Raw genomic sequence first — 17,381 nt, 5'->3', positions numbered from 1 at the left:
CAATTATCTTATCGACTATAAATATACAATTTTACCAGATCAAATACTAAAGAGTAGAGCTTTTTTTAAACCTATTTCTGAAAAAGAAAGGACTGTTTGACACCCCTTACTTATGTAAACAGGGTTTATCAAACAGTCCTTTCCTTACAGATTATGATTCGTCCATTTTTCAGTGGACAATCCTTGTTTTTTTGTCCTTACGGCATTTCTGTTTCCATCTGGAATTTACGGCTTACTTTCATCAAATTGATGGTGTAAGTGACTACGTTCTGTGCTTCCTGAACCATCGTGAGATACACCATGCTCACCCGGATGCTTCCTGATTGGCTTTGAATACGTTGCAGTTCCTTACGTTTCAATACTGAAAGTTGTCCGTTGAGGTCGTTGGCACGACGGATTTCTTCTTCGAGGTCATTGTACTCGTTGTTTTCCATTTTCTTACGACACTGCTGAATCAGATAGGTGATATCTTCGGTCACATCGCTGAATTCGCCTTTCTGAATGGCATCCAATGGGTTGAAATTGTTGTCGGTATGTTCGAGGCAAGGTTCACAGAGGCGGGAAATACTGTAGACCAATTCGCTGGCGAAGTCGTTGCCTTGATAGTAATAAAGTCCTTTTTCGAGTACGGTGTTATTATCGAGACGGCACATAGCGACGGTGCCCGAACGTTTCATCTGTTTGATGAGCTGTTTCTCAAATTTAGTGGACCCCATGGCGCGACGTAATCCTCGCAGATTTTCATGAAGGAATGAAGTGACAGTCAGTTCGAAATTTGTTTCTGCGTATTCCAATACTTTGGAAAGTTCTTCGCGGGTGTGCTTACGCATCAGTTGCAGGGCTTCTGTACTGTCTGTGGCTTGCATCAGTTGTTTCAGCGTTTCGTTACCTTGTTCTTTCGCTTTGCGTTTCTTGTACATCACCTGACTACGGATCAAGATGAATACAGCTATACCGATGAGGGCGATGATTGAGATGTTGCCTCCATAATGGAGTACGAGAGCTACGAAGAAACAGATGGTGAAGGCGGCTCCGGCAGTGATGAACCAGCCTCCGATGACGCTTAATACGCCGGTGATACGGTAAACGGCTGAATCACGCCCCCAGGCGCGGTCGGCCAGGGAAGTACCCATAGCTACCATAAAGGTTACGTAAGTGGTGGAAAGGGGAAGTTTCAGGGAGGTTCCCAAGGCGATGAGCAGGCCGGCCAATACCAGGTTGACAGAAGCGCGGACAAGGTCGAAAGCGGCTCCGTCGGCTATGATTGCTTCGTCTTTGCGGAAGCGGGAGTCAAACCATTTTTTGCTGCCGTCCGGCATTATTCGGGAGATTCCGTTGGCAAGTGTCATACTGATGCGGACTACTGTGCGGGCGATCGGGGTGCTTCCGAATGCTTCTTCTCCTTCATCTTGACGGGAAAGGTCGACAGATGTTTTTATTACGGCGTGTGCTTTTTTAGAGGTGCAAAGGGCGTAGACCATGACGGCTCCGGCTCCGATAAGAAAATACCACGGGGTTTTAGCGGGGCCCAGCAAAGAGGTCATCAGGAAGCCGTTCGGATTTCCTGCTCCATTGGCGGTATAGTCCATAAAAGAGGAGAAACCTGCGAGGGGAACACCGATAAAGTTGACAAGGTCGTTACCGGCAAAAGCAAGGGCAAGGGCGAAGGTTCCCATCAGTACGACGACTTTGAAAACATTGATTTTCATCCAGTGAAGGATTTGCATCAGTACGGTGGAGAATACAAAGAAAACGGTGATTAGCATCAGGGTGTTGTCTTGTATCCAGTGTTTGTTTTCGGGAGTCATGAAGGAGCTGTCTTTCAGTCCTTTGATGAGCATGAAGTAGATGATGGCAGTAGTGGCTACTCCTCCAAAGAGGGCGATGCTGTATTTCATCTTTTTCGTATAGTTGAAGGTGAAGATCACACGGGCAAGCCACTGTACAAGCATTCCGAAGAAGAAGGCGATAGCGACGGAGACGAAGATCGCCATAATGACGGAGAGGGCTTTGTCGGTGTTGATGAGGTCTCCCAAAGCAAGGGTGTCGCTATTGTGTACTTTGATGAGGGAAAGGGCGAACGTTCCTCCAAGTAGCTCAAAGACTAATGATACGGTGGTGGAGGTGGGCATCCCCATAGAGTTAAAGACGTCCAACAGTACTACGTCGGTCAGCATGACGGCTAGCAGAATGCACATGATTTCGGCAAAGTAGAAGTGCTCTGGTTGGTAGATGCCGTGACGAGCGATGTCCATCATTCCGTTGGACAGGGAGGCGCCGATGAAAATGCCGATGCCGGCTATGAACAGGATGGTTTTGAACGAAGCGGCCTTGGCGCCTACCGCCGAGTTCAAAAAGTTGACTGCATCGTTACTGACTCCGACTATCAGATCGAAAACAGCTAGTACAAAGAGGAAGATGATAATGCATAAATAAATAGTCTCCATAATAAATATATGTGTATGTTGTTTCCGGCTGCAAAGGACGGGATTTGACGTTGCAGGGAGGTGTCATATATGTTACATTTATATTACAATCGTCTTTCTTTTGTCTTGAAACAAAAGAAAGAAGCAAAGAAAAAAGTAGGCCGGAGAGGCGTGCGGGGGGCTGCAGGTTGCCGGGCTTGGGGCACGGGTATGGGATTCTTATGTTAGTTAGTCAGTTAGTTGGTTGGGGTGTTAGTTATTTGTTTTGTTTAGCCAGTCATAGAAGGTGTATTGGGCTCGTACAGCGGGAGTGCCGGGCGTTCTTTTTTTGAAGATGTTTCGCAGGTTGTTGTCTACCCAGCAGGCTTTTTGGTTGTCGGAGAGCTGGATGTTGAGCATTTCGATGAGGCCGTCACGCAGGTCGGGGGAAAGAATGGGGGTGACGGCTTCGATGCGACGGTAGAGGTTACGACGCATCCAGTCGGGGGAGCCCATGAATACTTTGGGTTTGCCGTCGTTACCGAAGTACCAGATACGGGCGTGTTCGAGGAAACTGTCTACAATACGGGTGACACGGATGTTACGACTGTATGACTGTCCGGGGATGAGGCAACAGATTCCACGAACGATGAGGTCGATTTGCACGCCGTGTTCGGATGCTTCGTAGAGGCGGTCGATCATGGTGGGGTCTTGAAGGGCGTTCATTTTGAGGATGATGCGTCCTTGCTTGCCTTGATCGGCGAGGGCTATTTCACGGTCGATGAGGCGGTTCAGCTCCGGGATGAGGTTGAAGCGGGCGACGAGAAGGGTGGTGAACTTCGGGTCTTCTTTGCCTTGCAGGGTGCGGAAGAGGTTATAGAGGTCGGCCACTATCTTCGGACGGCAGGTGAAAAGGCCACAGTCGGCGTAGAGAGTGGCGGTCTTTTCATTAAAGTTACCGGTGCTGATATAGGCGTAGCTGGGTATTTTTTCACCATTCGGTCCGCGGCGGCGGATAAGAGCTACTTTGGCGTGTACTTTCAGACCGGGTATGCTGTATATTATTTTAATGCCGGCGGCTTGCATCATTTCGGCCGTGGCAAGGTTGTTTTCTTCGTCGAAACGGGCTTTCAGTTCCACAAATACAGTGACTTTCTTGCCGTTTTGGGCGGCGGCTATCAGGGTGTTGATGACGGCGGAGTTTTCGGCTACGCGGTATTGGGTTACCATGATTTCACGGGTTTCCGGGTTGTGCACGGCTTCATATAAGAAATGGATGAAGTGCTCGAAAGAGTGATAAGGGTAATATAATAACAGGTCCTTCTTGGCGACGTGGTTGAAGATAGATTCTTTTTCGTCAAGGATAGTCAGCTTCATTGGCTTCGGTTTTTCGAGGCTGTGAAGAGATTTGTTCGGGTTGGGAAGATGACGCAGGTCTTCAAGATTCAGGTGCTTGTCGCCAGGGACAAGTTCATCGCGCTGAATATGGAAGGCGTCTACCAGAAAGTCCAGAAAGTCATGAGGCATACCACGGTCGTAGACGAAACGGCAGACGTCACCGATCTTGCGTTTCTTCACTTTCTTCTTGAGTTGGGCAACGAGGTCGGCACTGCTGGCGGTGTCGTCAATCAAGATGTCAGCGTCACGGGAGATTTTGATGCAGTAGCTGGAATCGACATCGTAGCCGGGGAAAATCAGGTTGAGGTTTGCCTTGATTATATCTTCGGTAAACATCAGGTAATGGTTTTTCTCGCGGGATGGAAGTTCGATGAAGCGGGGCACTTTGGCGTAGGGTTGCTTCATCACGAAGTAAAGGGGTTGCCGATATTCTGTTACATTTGTATCTGCTCCATCACTTTTTCTTCGAGTTATGCGTTCTTCTGTATATTTTTCTTTGTTAATAGATTCTTCTGTTTTTTCTTTATCTTCTTTCCTTTCGTCTTTTGCTTCTTTCTTCGGATAGACTCGTATCGCCAGATAAAGTCGGTTATCTCGTAGGAAGGAGACTATTTTATCTTTGGATACAGGCACAGGTTGCAGGTAGGGAAAGATTTCTTCCCGGAAAAAGTCTTTAATAAACTGCTGGTGGAACGGTTCGACATGGCTGTCCTGATAAAAAATAATGTGGTTTTTGCGCAGGGCAGGTAATAGTTTCTCTTCATAAATGCGTACACGGTCATCCAACTGGCGAGTGACTTCTTTATTGATTTCTTCTACCAGTTCACGGGCGGATTGTACGGTTTCTTCATCGCTTTCCGTAGCACCGGAGGCAACTGCTTTATGATCGGCTACCCGGATTTTGTAGAATTCTTCGAGGTTGGAAGAGTAGATAGAGATGAAGTTGATACGTTCGTAGAGCGGCAGACGCTCGTCCAGAGCCTCCAACAATACGCGATAATTGAATGAGAGCCAACTGATATCTCGCTTGAAATAATTATATTTGCTTTCCATGTGCTTTAAGATTTTTCCAAATATAGTATCTTTGTGGGATTAAACAAAGAAATTTATGACAAGAATTGGATTATTATCTGATACTCACGCTTACTGGGACGAGAAATATCTGGAATATTTTGAACCATGTGACGAAATTTGGCATGCCGGAGACATCGGTTCGCCGGAGGTAGCGGAAAGGCTAGCCGCCTTCCGTCCATTCCGGGCGGTATATGGAAACATTGACGGGCAGGAAATCAGAAAGCTGTATCCGCAAATAAACCGTTTCACGGTGGATGGTGCAGACGTACTGATTAAACATATCGGCGGTTATCCGGGAAAATACGACCCTTCCATCATCGGCAGCCTGATGACACGTCCGCCCAAACTTTTTATCAGCGGACATTCTCATATATTAAAGGTGAAATATGATAAAACGCTGGATATGCTACATATTAATCCCGGAGCTGCCGGCATGTCCGGTTTCCACAAGGTGCGAACTTTGGTACGTTTTGTTATCAATCAGGGGGCCTTTCAGGACTTGGAAGTCATCGAGTTGGCGGACAAGTTGTAATACTGTGCCAATATGATAATGTGATAATGTGCCAATTGGCTGAGTTATCACTTAATTGACACATTACCATATTGAAATATTAGCAAATTATTTTTGTCCTTTCAGATTTCTTTCCGACCTTTGCACACTGTTAATGAATAACTCAGACGAACATGAAAGGAATTATTCTAGCCGGTGGTAGTGCCACCCGACTTTATCCGCTCTCCAAAGCGATTTCCAAACAAATCATGCCTGTGTATGACAAGCCGATGATTTATTATCCGTTGTCAACACTTATGTTGGCAGGAATACGCGAAGTGTTGATTATTTCGACTCCACGCGATTTGCCGATGTTCCGCGACTTGTTGGGAACGGGTGAGGAACTGGGTATGTCTTTCTCCTATAAAATTCAGGAACAACCTAACGGACTGGCACAGGCTTTCGTATTGGGAGCCGATTTCCTGAACGGCGAACCGGGCTGTCTGATTCTTGGGGATAATATGTTTTACGGACAGGGCTTCTCCGCCATGCTCCGCCGGGCTGCCAATACAGAAAAGGGCGCCTGTATCTTCGGTTACTACGTGAAAGACCCACGCGCTTATGGTGTAGTGGAATTTGACGAACAGGGAAAAGTGATTTCACTGGAAGAAAAGCCGGAAGTGCCGAAAAGCAATTATGCCGTTCCGGGACTTTATTTCTACGATGCCAGTGTGACAGAAAAAGCAGCGGCTCTTCGTCCTTCAGCACGTGGAGAATATGAGATAACAGACCTGAACCGTCTGTATCTGGAAGAAGGTACATTGAAAGTGGAACTTTTCGGACGCGGATTTGCATGGCTCGACACGGGTAACTGTGACAGTCTGCTGGAAGCTTCCAACTTCGTGGCCACTATTCAGAACCGGCAAGGTTTCTACGTCAGCTGCATTGAAGAAATAGCCTGGCGTCAGGGATGGATTCCGACGGAACAGTTGCTTCTACTGGGTCAAAAACTCGAAAAAACCGAGTATGGGAAGTACCTTATCGAATTGGCTAAACAATCCTAAAATCAACATAAAGAATAAAATATGAAAACTTATCTAGTGACCGGTGCCGCAGGATTTATCGGGGCAAATTACATCAAGTACATCTTAGCCAAACATAACGACATCAAAGTCGTGATATTGGACGCTTTGACGTATGCAGGTAACTTAGGAACGATTGCCAAAGACATCGACAACGAACGCTGTGTCTTTATCAAAGGAGACATTTGCAACCGCGATGTGGTAGACGGTCTTTTTGCTGAGTATCGTTTTGATTATGTAGTGAATTTCGCTGCCGAGAGCCACGTGGACCGCAGCATTGAAAATCCGCAGCTGTTTCTGATTACCAACATTCTCGGAACACAGAACTTACTGGATTGTGCACGCCGTGCATGGGTAATGGGGAAAGACGAACAAGGATATCCGACTTGGAGAAAAGGTGTACGCTATCATCAAGTATCTACCGATGAGGTGTATGGTTCATTGGGAGCCGAAGGATATTTCACAGAAACAACTCCGCTTTGCCCTCACAGCCCGTACAGTGCTTCTAAGACAAGTGCAGACATGGTGGTAATGGCTTACCACGACACTTATAAAATGCCGGTGACGATTACCCGTTGCTCCAACAACTATGGTCCGTACCACTTCCCGGAAAAATTGATTCCGTTGATTATCAAGAATATCCTCGAAGGAAAGCATCTTCCCGTTTACGGTGACGGTAGCAATGTGCGCGACTGGCTTTATGTGGAAGACCACTGCAAAGCAATCGACCTCGTTGTGCGTGAAGGTCAAGACGGAGAAGTGTACAACGTTGGTGGACACAACGAGAAGACCAACCTCGAAATCGTGAAACTGACAATTTCGACTATCCACCGTCTGATGGCAGAAAATCCCGAATATCGTCAGGTTCTCAAAAAGAAAGTGAAAGACGAAAACGGCGATATTTCAATCGACTGGATCAACGAAGATCTGATTACTTTCGTCAAAGATCGTCTGGGACACGACCAACGTTATGCTATCGACCCTACCAAGATAACAAATGCCTTAGGATGGTATCCCGAAACTAAATTCGAAGTCGGCATCGTAAAGACAATCGAATGGTATTTAGCCAACCAAGCTTGGGTGGAAGAAGTTACCAGTGGAGATTATCAAGGTTACTACGAAAAGATGTACGGGAAAAATTAAGAATTAAGAATTAAAAATTGAGAATTGAAAAATAATACTATTGCACAGCATTATAAGCGCAGCCATTTCTCAATTTTTAATTCTCAATTCTCAATTTATCAACATTCCTATTGCAATAAGAATACCCATAAGCAGCATATTACGCGAAGTCTCGCCTAATATGCTGTTTAATTTTTTACCGCTGTATATTTTCACCATCCGTTTCCAGGTAAGGAAATGAGGGATCAGATAAAGTTGCGGAAGAAAAGCGGCGTAGAAATGACCTTCACGGAGGAAACACAGACAGAGAAGAGAAGCAGTAATCCCCAACATCAAATAAAAATAGCGACCGAATTTCTCGCCGAAACGAACGATCACCGTCCTTTTTCCACTGCGTGCATCCGCTTCGCGGTCACGATAATTATTGACTACCAACAAGGTATCGATAAGCAGTCCGCAGATTAAAGAGGCAATAGTGACATCCGGTGTCCAAGTTAGCGCCTGTACGTAATATGTTCCGCCTACGGGTACAAAGCCGAAGAAGACAATCACCAATACATCGCCCCAACCGTTGTAAGAAAGAGGATAAGGACCGGTGGTATAAAGAAAGGCAAATAACACACAAAGCACTCCTACGATCATCAATTCCCACCCGGCAAAAAAGAGTAACGTACAGCCGATAAGGCAGGCAAGAGCAACCGTAATAATAATCCCGGTTTTCATCGCTTGCGGAGAAATCCATCCTTGCGCACAAGCACGTTCGGGACCTAACCGGTCTTCCCGGTCTGTTCCTTTGAGGAAGTCGAAAAGGTCATTGATGAAATTAGCGGCAATTTGCATCAGACTTGCAAACAGACAGCAGATCAGTGCAGGCAACCAGTGAAAACGTCCGTCCATTGCAGCAAGAGCAGTACCGATCATAACCGGGGTTATGGCCCCTGTCAGCGTTTTGGGACGTGCAGCTAATATCCATGCTTGTAGCGAGTTACGCTTTACTTCTTCCATACTTTAATATATTATAAATAGTTTTGACGGACAAAGATACATGATTTTTCGTATCTTTGCACCCCGAAAAACTTCAAACTAAGAGAAGATGAAGAAAATAAAAACAATCTACCCTGTTATCCTGTTGACATTACTTTTGTTGGTTTCCTGTAAGTCGAAAAAGAATATGGTGGCTACCTTGCCACGCCCTGTTTTAAATTCAGATTCTATTTATCCGGATACGGCTAATGCCATAGCCGGGGTATTCTCCCCCGACCACTCACAACTCAAAGAACTGAATATTTCTAAAAACAAAAAGCAGAATACAAAGAAAAAGACTTCTACCGATACACACGAATCGTCAGACCTGGTACTGCGGGGAACAAAAATTACTTCTTCCAACGTAAATGTATCTTCTGTCTATACAGGAGTGGATCGTGTAGTAAAATATGACTTTACCCACCGCGATGTTCCCGAAGCCTTTGAAGGTTTCCGTATCGCTTTCATTTCCGACTTACACTACAAAAGTCTGCTGAAAGAGAAAGGGCTGAACGACCTTGTCCACCTGTTGATTGCTCAAAAGGCTGATGTGCTTCTGATGGGTGGTGACTATCAGGAAGGTTGTGAATATGTGGAACCTTTGTTTTCTGCGCTGGCACGCGTAAAAACACCGATGGGAACTTATGGAGTAATGGGCAATAACGACTACGAACGTTGCCACGATGATATTGTGAATACAATGAAACACTACGGAATGCGTCCGTTAGAACATGAAGTAGATACGCTTCGTAAAGACGGGCAGCAAATCATTATCGCCGGAGTGCGCAATCCTTTTGATCTGGGGCGCAACGGAGTATCGCCTACTCTGGCACTCTCTCCCAAAGATTTTGTCATCTTACTGGTTCACACCCCGGATTATATCGAAGACGTTTCAGTAGCTAACACCGACCTTGCCCTGGCAGGACACACCCACGGCGGACAAGTCCGTGTATTCGGAGTTGCCCCGGCACTTAACTCACACTATGGCAATCGTTTCATCACGGGACTGGCATATAATTCTGCAAAAATACCTTTGATTATAACAAACGGAATAGGAACCTCCAAATTACCGATTCGCGTCGGCGCTCCGGCAGAAATCATCGTTATTACTCTTCATCGATTGACAGAGTAAACTGATAGTCTCCCAGACCTTTGGATGCACAAAGTATCGAACATCTTTCCCTGCATCCAGTGCTTCTCGAATAAAAGTAGAACTGATTTCAAATACAGGGGAATGAACGAGACGCACCGTTTCCGGCAATTCCTCTTCTTTGACGGGAAAACCGGGACGGGGGTAAATAAGAATCTGATTCTCTTTTATGATACGTTCGGACTGATACCAATATCCAAAACGTTCCCAATTATCGGAACCGATAATGAAATAAAACTCGCGGTCGGGAAATGCCTCGCGCAGTTTCTCCAACGTATATACGCTATATGAGGGACGAGGCAAATGAAACTCAAAATCTGAAGCCTGAAAACGAGGATAGCCACTGATACTCAACTTTACCAGTTCGAGACGTAATTCATCATTCCATAACTTCTCCTGTGCTTTCAAAGGGTTCTGCGGACTCACCATAAACCAGATCTCATCCAACCCTTCACACTCGCAAAGATAATTGGCTAAAGCAAGATGCCCGATGTGAATCGGATTGAATGATCCGCTGAAGATTCCGGTTTTCTGTTTTTTCATTTGTATCATCCCGCCCTAGTAGTTCTCCTACAAATTCAGAAACTCTTTGATTACTTTCAAAGCTTCCGCTTTAGCAGCCTCCAAATCGTCATTGACAATCACACAATCGAATTGCGGAGCAAAACCCAATTCATATTCCGCTTTAGCGATGCGACTTTCAATCACTTCCGGCGCATCCGTTCCGCGTCCTTCCAACCGACAGCGTAATTCTTCCACCGAAGGCGGCTGGATAAACACCGACAACGCACGATCACCATAAAACTTCTTGATATTGCATCCGCCAACCACATCTACGTCAAACACCACATTCTGACCCGCTTCCAATTGCCTTTCTACCTGCGCTTTCAGCGTTCCGTAATAACGGTCCTTATACACCTCCTCATACTCCAGAAATTCGTTGTTCTCAATGCGTTGGCGAAATTCTTCCGGTGTAAGGAAGAAATATTCAACCCCATGCTGCTCCGTTCCACGCGGAGGACGGCTGGTAGCAGAAATTGAAAACGCTAAATTCAAGTTCCGCGTCAGCAGATAATTGATAATAGTAGATTTGCCCGAACCCGACGGAGCAGAGAAAATAATTAGCTTACCGGTCATAAGTTTAATGAAGAATTAAGAATTAAAAATGATAGATACTGTTTTACATCACGTTCAGCACCTGTTCCTTAATCTGTTCCAGTTCATCCTTCATCTGAACTACGATCTTCTGCATTTCAGCATGATTGGACTTGCTGCCTAACGTATTGATCTCCCGACCCATTTCCTGGGCGATAAAACCAAGCTTTTTACCTTGTCCGCTACCCCCTTCCATCGTACTGATGAAATATTTCAGATGGTTGCTAAGGCGTTGTTTTTCTTCGTTGACATCCAGCTTTTCGATGTAGTAAATCAACTCCTGTTCCAGACGATTCTTGTCATAGTCTACGCTTAACGTCTTTTCGAGAGCATCAGTGATGCGTTCCTTCACTTTCTCTACACGTTCTTTCTCATAAGGAGCAATCTGTTCGAGCAAGCTGTTGATGTTGGCAATCTTCTCACGGAACTTCTTCTCCAATGCAGCCCCCTCCTGTTTGCGGAAATCAACCAAATGACTGATGGCTTCAAGTATGGTAGCGTGCACCACGCTCCATTCCTCTTCCGTCAGTTCCTGAATTTCCGTTTTCGTCATCACGTCCGGCATGCGGAGTAATAGTTGGAGCCAGTCTTCCGGTGCGGGACAAGGAATCCCCAGTTCGCGACTTATCGAATCCAACTGGCTATAATAACTTTTCAGCAGCTCCTTATTGATGGGAGCAGCATCCGCGCCCTCCTTCTTCTCTATCCACAGGCTGAAGTCAGCTTTTCCACGTTCCAGAACTTTAGAAATCTCATTACGGATTTCAATCTCTTTTTCACGATACGCCGGAGCGATGCGAGTGGACAAATCCATTGCCTTGCTGTTGAGCGACTTGATTTCTACATTTATTTTTTTATCAGGAAGTTCGGCCGTAGCTTTACCGTATCCTGTCATAGACTGTATCATAACCTTAAAGTTTTGTGCAAAAGTACACGAATATTTTAAGAATTGGAAATAATCATGTAAATTTGCGACAATTTAATAAGCTGATTTTTATGTCGTGTATACTGAATATTGAAACCTCTACCTCTGTTTGCTCGGTAGCGGCCAGTCAAGACGGACAGACGATTTTTGTGAAAGAAGACTTGAAAGGCCCTTCACACGCCGTGTCTTTAGGAGTTTTTGTAGATGAAGCATTGTCGTTCATAGACAGTCATGCCATCCCTTTGGATGCCGTTGCAGTGAGCTGCGGACCGGGTTCGTACACCGGACTCCGAATCGGGGTTTCTATGGCGAAAGGAGTTTGTTACGGGCGCAATATCCCCTTAATCGGTATCCCGACGCTGGAAGTATTGAGTGTTCCGGTGCTGTTGTATCACGACTTGCCCGAAAATGCTTTGCTTTGTCCGATGATCGACGCCCGCCGCATGGAAGTATATGCAGCCGTTTATGACCGTCGTCTACAAGTGAAACGTGCAGTTGCCGCCGACATCGTAGATGAGAACTCTTATCTGGAGTACTTGAACGAACAACCGGTTTATTTCTTTGGAAACGGAGCCGACAAATGCCGCGGACAGATTACGCATCCGAACGCACATTTTATCGACAATATCCATCCGTTGGCTAAAATGATGTTCCCACTGGCAGAAAAAGCAGTGGCCGATGAAGACTATAAAGACGTGGCTTACTTCGAACCTTTCTACCTGAAAGAATTCGTTGCCTCCATGCCGAAAAAACTTCTTTAATTTTTTAATTTTTAATTCTCAATTTTTATTTAATAAATGCAATACAATACTCAACAGAAAAGAATGCCGCTTCCCGAATACGGACGTAGCATCCAGAACATGGTAGATTATGCGTTGACCATTCAGGATCGTGCAGAACGTCAGCGTTGTGCCAACACCATCATCAACATTATGGGAAATATGTTCCCCCATTTGCGTGATGTACCCGATTTCAAGCACAAGCTTTGGGACCACCTGGCTATCATGTCCGGTTTTGAGCTGGATATTGACTACCCGTATGAAATCATCCGCAAGGACAATCTGGTGACCCGCCCGGACCATATCCCCTACTCCACTGCCCGTATGCGTTACCGTCACTACGGACATACGCTGGAAATACTGATAAAAAAAGCGATCGAATTCCCCGAAGGAAACGAAAAGAGAAACCTGATCGCCCTTATCTGCAACCACATGAAGAAGGATTACCTGGCATGGAACAAAGATACAGTGGACGACAAAAAAATTGCCGAAGACCTGTACGAACTGTCCAACGGGGAACTCCAAATGACCGACGATATCGTCCGGCTGATGGCAGAACGCCTGAACCAGAACTACCGTCCGAAGACGAACTATACCAACAATCGTCAGAACAATAAGAGAAGATATTAAAATAAGTATTAGGTATTAAGTATTAATCGAGGTTGCTTATTGGCGTTTGAGACTTGATACTTAATACTTGATACTTAAAATTGATAATTGGTGTTTAATACTTGATACTTAATACTTAAAATTAATGGCTTCATTTGTGATTGAGGGAGGACATCGGCTTTGCGGAGAAATTCATCCGCAAGGAGCTAAAAACGAAGTTTTGCAGATAATCTGTGCCACGTTGCTGACTGCAGAGGAAGTAACGGTGAACAATATACCTGACATTCTTGATGTCAACAACCTGATTCAGCTCTTGCGGGAGATGGAAGTAACGGTTGCAAAGAAAGGCATTGATTCTTATAGTTTTAAAGCAGAAAATGTAGACCTGGCTTATCTGGAAAGCGATGAATTCCTGAAGAAATGTTCCAGTCTGCGAGGCTCTGTGATGCTTATAGGTCCCATGGTGGCACGTTTCGGCAAGGCATTGATTTCCAAGCCGGGAGGAGATAAAATCGGTCGCCGCCGTTTGGACACTCACTTTGTAGGTATTCAGAATTTAGGGGCGGACTTCCGCTACGACGAAGGGCGGGGTATCTACGAAATAACGGCCGACAGACTTCAGGGAAGCTATATGTTACTGGACGAAGCATCTGTCACCGGAACAGCCAACATCGTCATGGCTGCCGTGCTTGCTAAAGGTACTACCACTATTTATAATGCCGCTTGCGAACCTTACGTGCAACAACTCTGCCGGTTACTCAACCGGATGGGAGCCAAAATCAGCGGTATCGCATCCAACCTGCTCACCATCGAAGGTGTGGAAGAGCTGCACGGCACGCAACACACCGTACTGCCTGACATGATTGAAGTCGGCAGTTTCATCGGCATGGCGGCAATGACGAAAAGCGAAATTACCATCAAGAATGTTTCTTACGAGAATCTTGGAATCATCCCCGAGAGCTTCCGCCGCCTGGGCATCAAGCTCGAACAGAGAGGAGACGATATTTACGTTCCCGCACAGGAAACATACCAGATAGAATCATTCATCGACGGCTCCATCATGACGATAGCCGACGCCACCTGGCCGGGACTGACTCCCGACTTGCTAAGTGTGATGCTCGTTGTAGCCACACAAGCCAAAGGCAGCGTACTGATCCATCAGAAAATGTTCGAAAGCCGCCTGTTCTTTGTAGACAAGCTGATCGACATGGGTGCACAGATCATTCTCTGCGACCCTCACCGCGCCGTAGTCATCGGACACAACCACGGCTTCAAGCTGCGCGGTACCCGCCTGACCTCACCGGATATACGTGCCGGTATCGCCCTTCTGATTGCTGCCATGAGCGCCGAAGGAACCAGTACCATTAGTAACATCGAACAGATAGACCGTGGTTATCAGAACATCGAAGGACGTCTGAACGCTATCGGAGCCAGAATCACCCGGATATGATAAAGAAAGAAGAAGTATACAAGATAGGATTGTTCAATAAACCGCACGGCATTCACGGCGAATTGCAGTTTACCTTCACGGACGACATTTTCGACCGTGTCGACTGTGATTACCTGATATGCCTGCTCGATGGCATCTTCGTGCCTTTCTTCATCGAAGAATACCGCTTCCGTTCAGACTCCACCGCCTTGGTAAAACTGGAAGGAGTCGACAGTGCCGAACGTGCCCGAATGTTCACCAACATTGAAGTCTACTTCCCTGTGAAACACGCAGAAGAAGCGGAAGACGGCGAACTGTCCTGGAACTTCTTCATCGGTTTCCGGATGGAAGACATCCATCACGGACTTCTGGGAGAAGTAATAGACGTAGATACCACTACGGTAAACACCCTTTTCGTGGTTGAAGGAGCGGAAGAAGAGGAACTGCTCGTTCCCGCCCAAGAGGAATTTATCGTAGGAATAGACCAGAAACAGAAACTCATCACGGTGGAACTTCCCGAAGGGTTGCTCAATCTGGAGGAATTGGAAGATGACCGGTGAGAACGAATCAAACGACGAGCCGCTCATCCACTGAAAATAGTAAATAGTAAATCGTAAAAACAGTAAATACCCGAGATGCCAAAGAGAAGACGAAGTAAAGCTTTCTGGAAAAATTTCAAGTTCAAGTATAAACTAACGATCGTTAATGAAAATACACTTGAAGAAATTGTCGGACTTCGTGTATCCAAGCTCAATGGACTTTCCGTATTACTTTGCGTGCTGGCAGTGCTTTTCCTGATTGCTTCCTGCATCATCACCTTCACCCCGCTGCGCAACTACCTCCCCGGATACATGAACAGTGAAGTCCGTACACAAATCGTGGACAATGCCCTGCGTGTAGACTCTTTGCAACAAGTGCTCAACAAGCAGAATCTTTACATCATGAACATTCAGGATATCTTCAGTGGAAAAGTACCCATCGACAGCGTGCAGACACTCGATTCGCTGACCGCTGCCCGCGAAGACACACTGATGGAACGTACCAAACGTGAAGAAGAATTCCGCCGTCAGTATGAAGAGAATGAAAAATATAACCTGACCTCCATCACTTCCCAACCGGACGTGACCGGACTCATTTTATACCGTCCGACACGAGGTATGGTGTCCGACCACTTCAATGCCGAGAAGAAACATTACGGTACCGACATCGCCGCCAATCCCAACGAAAGCGTACTGGCAACCATGGACGGAACCGTCATCCTAAGCACATACACCGCCGAGACGGGTTACCTGATTGGCGTACAACATAACCAGGATTTAATTTCAATCTATAAACACTGCGGCTCCCTCCTGAAAAAGGAAGGTGAACGCGTGAAAGGAGGCGAAGCCATCGCTCTGGTAGGAAACAGCGGCACACTTAGTACAGGGCCGCACCTCCATTTCGAACTTTGGTATAAAGGTCATCCGGTAAATCCCGAAAAATACATCGTATTTTAAGTGATAATAGAAAAATGAATATAGAGACTAACAAAAAGAAAAAACAAATAGCTATCCTAGGCTCAACAGGCTCCATCGGGACGCAGGCTCTGCAAGTCATCGAGGAACATCCCGACCTGTACGAAGCCTATGCGCTGACAGCCAACAACCGCGTGGAACTACTGATTGCCCAGGCACGGAAGTTCCAGCCGGAAGTGGTAGTGATAGCCAACGAAGAAAAGTATTCCGAACTGAAAGAAGCATTGAGCGACCTGCCCATCAAAGTGTACGCAGGCACAGACGCTATCTGTCAGATTGTAGAAGCAGGCCCCATCGACATGGTGCTGACAGCCATGGTCGGTTATGCCGGACTAAAACCAACCATCAACGCCATCCGCGCCAAGAAAGCGATTGCGTTGGCTAATAAAGAAACATTGGTAGTAGCGGGTGAACTGATTAATCAGTTGGCACAACAATATCGCACTCCGATTCTGCCGGTAGACTCTGAACACTCTGCTGTTTTTCAGTGTTTAGCAGGAGAAGTGGGCAACCCGATCGAGAAAGTGATATTGACAGCCTCCGGAGGTCCGTTCCGCACTTGCACCTTGGAACAGCTGAAATCCGTCACAAAGACGCAAGCCTTGAAACACCCCAACTGGGAAATGGGAGCAAAAATAACAATCGACTCCGCTTCCATGATGAATAAAGGTTTTGAAGTGATCGAAGCTAAATGGTTGTTCGGTGTGCAGCCCAGCCAGATCGAAGTGGTGGTACATCCGCAATCAGTCATCCACTCGATGGTGCAGTTTGAAGACGGAGCTGTCAAGGCACAACTTGGGATGCCAGATATGCGCCTGCCCATCCAGTACGCATTCTCTTACCCCGACCGTATCAGCTCTTCTTTCGACAGGCTCGATTTCTCCCAATGCACGAACCTGACGTTTGAGCAACCCGATACGAAACGGTTCCGCAACCTGGCACTCGCCTACGAAGCGATGTATCGCGGAGGGAATATGCCCTGTATCGTCAATGCTGCCAATGAAGTAGTGGTAGCCTCTTTCCTGAAAGACGGCATCAGCTTCCTCGGCATGAGCGACGTGATAGAGAAAACAATGGAACGGGCTACCTTCATCGCCAATCCGACATACGATGATTATGTAGCTACGGATGCGGAAGCAAGGAAAATAGCAGCCAGTCTGATATAATCCGCTTCATCCCATTGATGAACAAAGAAAATAAAGAAATTGATTAGTATTAATATAAAT

General features: G+C 46.2%; 17 protein-coding genes. 11 read left to right on the top strand and 6 right to left on the bottom strand.

The annotated features are described in order from the left end of the window. Positions 1-197: 197 nt before the first annotated feature. The gene (locus tag AAHJ11_RS16790) at positions 198-2,447 is read right to left on the bottom strand and encodes an inorganic phosphate transporter (protein WP_148365046.1); all 2,250 of its coding nucleotides are present in this window, start codon (positions 2,445-2,447) and stop codon (positions 198-200) included. A gap of 69 nt (positions 2,448-2,516) precedes the next feature. Between AAHJ11_RS16790 and AAHJ11_RS16785 the strand changes: the two genes are divergently transcribed. Beyond that, on the top strand, positions 2,517-2,654 hold the full coding sequence (locus tag AAHJ11_RS16785) for a hypothetical protein (protein ID WP_320975188.1): 138 nt from the start codon (positions 2,517-2,519) through the stop codon (positions 2,652-2,654). Between the two features lie 24 nt (positions 2,655-2,678). On the opposite strand, the gene ppk1 is transcribed toward AAHJ11_RS16785, so the two are convergent. Then, the gene (gene ppk1, locus AAHJ11_RS16780; protein ID WP_195650048.1) at positions 2,679-4,856 is read right to left on the bottom strand and encodes a polyphosphate kinase 1; all 2,178 of its coding nucleotides are present in this window, start codon (positions 4,854-4,856) and stop codon (positions 2,679-2,681) included. Positions 4,857-4,911: 55 nt separating this feature from the next. Here ppk1 and AAHJ11_RS16775 point away from each other — a divergent pair, with 55 nt between their 5' ends. The 3 genes from AAHJ11_RS16775 to rfbB all read left to right on the top strand — a co-directional run bounded on the left by AAHJ11_RS16775 (position 4,912) and on the right by rfbB (position 7,592). Continuing rightward, positions 4,912-5,409, top strand: a complete 498-nt coding sequence (locus AAHJ11_RS16775) for a metallophosphoesterase family protein (RefSeq protein ID WP_297284557.1) — start codon at positions 4,912-4,914, stop codon at positions 5,407-5,409. 152 nt (positions 5,410-5,561) lie between these two features. Continuing rightward, positions 5,562-6,431, top strand: coding sequence for a glucose-1-phosphate thymidylyltransferase RfbA (rfbA, locus tag AAHJ11_RS16770; protein ID WP_297284556.1), 870 nt, complete (start codon positions 5,562-5,564; stop codon positions 6,429-6,431). A gap of 21 nt (positions 6,432-6,452) precedes the next feature. Beyond that, on the top strand, positions 6,453-7,592 hold the full coding sequence (gene rfbB / locus AAHJ11_RS16765) for a dTDP-glucose 4,6-dehydratase (protein ID WP_148365049.1): 1,140 nt from the start codon (positions 6,453-6,455) through the stop codon (positions 7,590-7,592). A gap of 90 nt (positions 7,593-7,682) precedes the next feature. Here rfbB and AAHJ11_RS16760 read toward each other — a convergent pair whose 3' ends face one another. Further along, positions 7,683-8,576 (bottom strand): 1,4-dihydroxy-2-naphthoate polyprenyltransferase, encoded by an 894-nt coding sequence (locus AAHJ11_RS16760; RefSeq protein ID WP_099146380.1) that lies wholly within the window; start codon positions 8,574-8,576, stop codon positions 7,683-7,685. An 88-nt stretch (positions 8,577-8,664) separates the two neighbouring features. Between AAHJ11_RS16760 and AAHJ11_RS16755 the strand changes: the two genes are divergently transcribed. Beyond that, positions 8,665-9,726, top strand: coding sequence for a metallophosphoesterase (locus tag AAHJ11_RS16755; RefSeq protein ID WP_320978354.1), 1,062 nt, complete (start codon positions 8,665-8,667; stop codon positions 9,724-9,726). On the opposite strand, the gene nadD is transcribed toward AAHJ11_RS16755, so the two are convergent. Genes nadD through AAHJ11_RS16740 form a run of 3 tightly spaced genes read right to left on the bottom strand, consistent with a single transcriptional unit; the run spans position 9,661 to position 11,806 of the window. Beyond that, complete coding sequence (nadD, locus tag AAHJ11_RS16750) at positions 9,661-10,296, bottom strand: nicotinate (nicotinamide) nucleotide adenylyltransferase (RefSeq protein WP_258981587.1); 636 nt, start codon at positions 10,294-10,296, stop codon at positions 9,661-9,663. The two genes, AAHJ11_RS16755 and nadD, sit on opposite strands and share 66 nt — an antisense overlap. A gap of 18 nt (positions 10,297-10,314) precedes the next feature. Continuing rightward, on the bottom strand, positions 10,315-10,881 hold the full coding sequence (gmk, locus tag AAHJ11_RS16745; protein ID WP_234133018.1) for a guanylate kinase: 567 nt from the start codon (positions 10,879-10,881) through the stop codon (positions 10,315-10,317). A 43-nt stretch (positions 10,882-10,924) separates the two neighbouring features. Further along, positions 10,925-11,806: a YicC/YloC family endoribonuclease gene (locus tag AAHJ11_RS16740; protein ID WP_320975186.1), complete on the bottom strand. Its 882-nt coding sequence runs from the start codon at positions 11,804-11,806 to the stop codon at positions 10,925-10,927. An 89-nt stretch (positions 11,807-11,895) separates the two neighbouring features. On the opposite strand from AAHJ11_RS16740, the gene tsaB reads away from it, so the two are divergent. The 6 genes from tsaB to AAHJ11_RS16710 all read left to right on the top strand — a co-directional run bounded on the left by tsaB (position 11,896) and on the right by AAHJ11_RS16710 (position 17,321). After that, a complete protein-coding gene (tsaB, locus tag AAHJ11_RS16735) occupies positions 11,896-12,585 on the top strand; it encodes a tRNA (adenosine(37)-N6)-threonylcarbamoyltransferase complex dimerization subunit type 1 TsaB (RefSeq protein WP_148365054.1) in 690 nt (229 codons plus the stop codon). Between the two features lie 36 nt (positions 12,586-12,621). Further along, on the top strand, positions 12,622-13,233 hold the full coding sequence (locus AAHJ11_RS16730; protein ID WP_148365055.1) for a DUF4290 domain-containing protein: 612 nt from the start codon (positions 12,622-12,624) through the stop codon (positions 13,231-13,233). Positions 13,234-13,357: 124 nt separating this feature from the next. After that, positions 13,358-14,662, top strand: coding sequence for a UDP-N-acetylglucosamine 1-carboxyvinyltransferase (murA, locus tag AAHJ11_RS16725; RefSeq protein WP_413579865.1), 1,305 nt, complete (start codon positions 13,358-13,360; stop codon positions 14,660-14,662). Beyond that, the gene (gene rimM / locus AAHJ11_RS16720) at positions 14,659-15,201 is read left to right on the top strand and encodes a ribosome maturation factor RimM (protein ID WP_122136998.1); all 543 of its coding nucleotides are present in this window, start codon (positions 14,659-14,661) and stop codon (positions 15,199-15,201) included. Before murA ends, rimM begins: the two co-directional genes overlap by 4 nt. A 75-nt stretch (positions 15,202-15,276) precedes the next feature. Beyond that, positions 15,277-16,137 carry a M23 family metallopeptidase gene (locus tag AAHJ11_RS16715; RefSeq protein WP_004317001.1) on the top strand — a complete coding sequence of 287 codons (861 nt, stop codon included), beginning with the start codon at positions 15,277-15,279 and terminating at the stop codon, positions 16,135-16,137. Between the two features lie 14 nt (positions 16,138-16,151). Next, complete coding sequence (locus AAHJ11_RS16710; RefSeq protein ID WP_148365056.1) at positions 16,152-17,321, top strand: 1-deoxy-D-xylulose-5-phosphate reductoisomerase; 1,170 nt, start codon at positions 16,152-16,154, stop codon at positions 17,319-17,321. The last annotated feature ends 60 nt before the right edge of the window (positions 17,322-17,381 follow it).

The organism is Bacteroides sp. 90-K9/2 (assembly GCF_047310725.1).
GTDB classification, from domain to species: Bacteria; Bacteroidota; Bacteroidia; order Bacteroidales; family Bacteroidaceae; genus Bacteroides; species Bacteroides vicugnae.
Note: the sequence above shows the minus strand (reverse complement) of the source record. Positions and strands in the feature narration are given on the sequence as shown.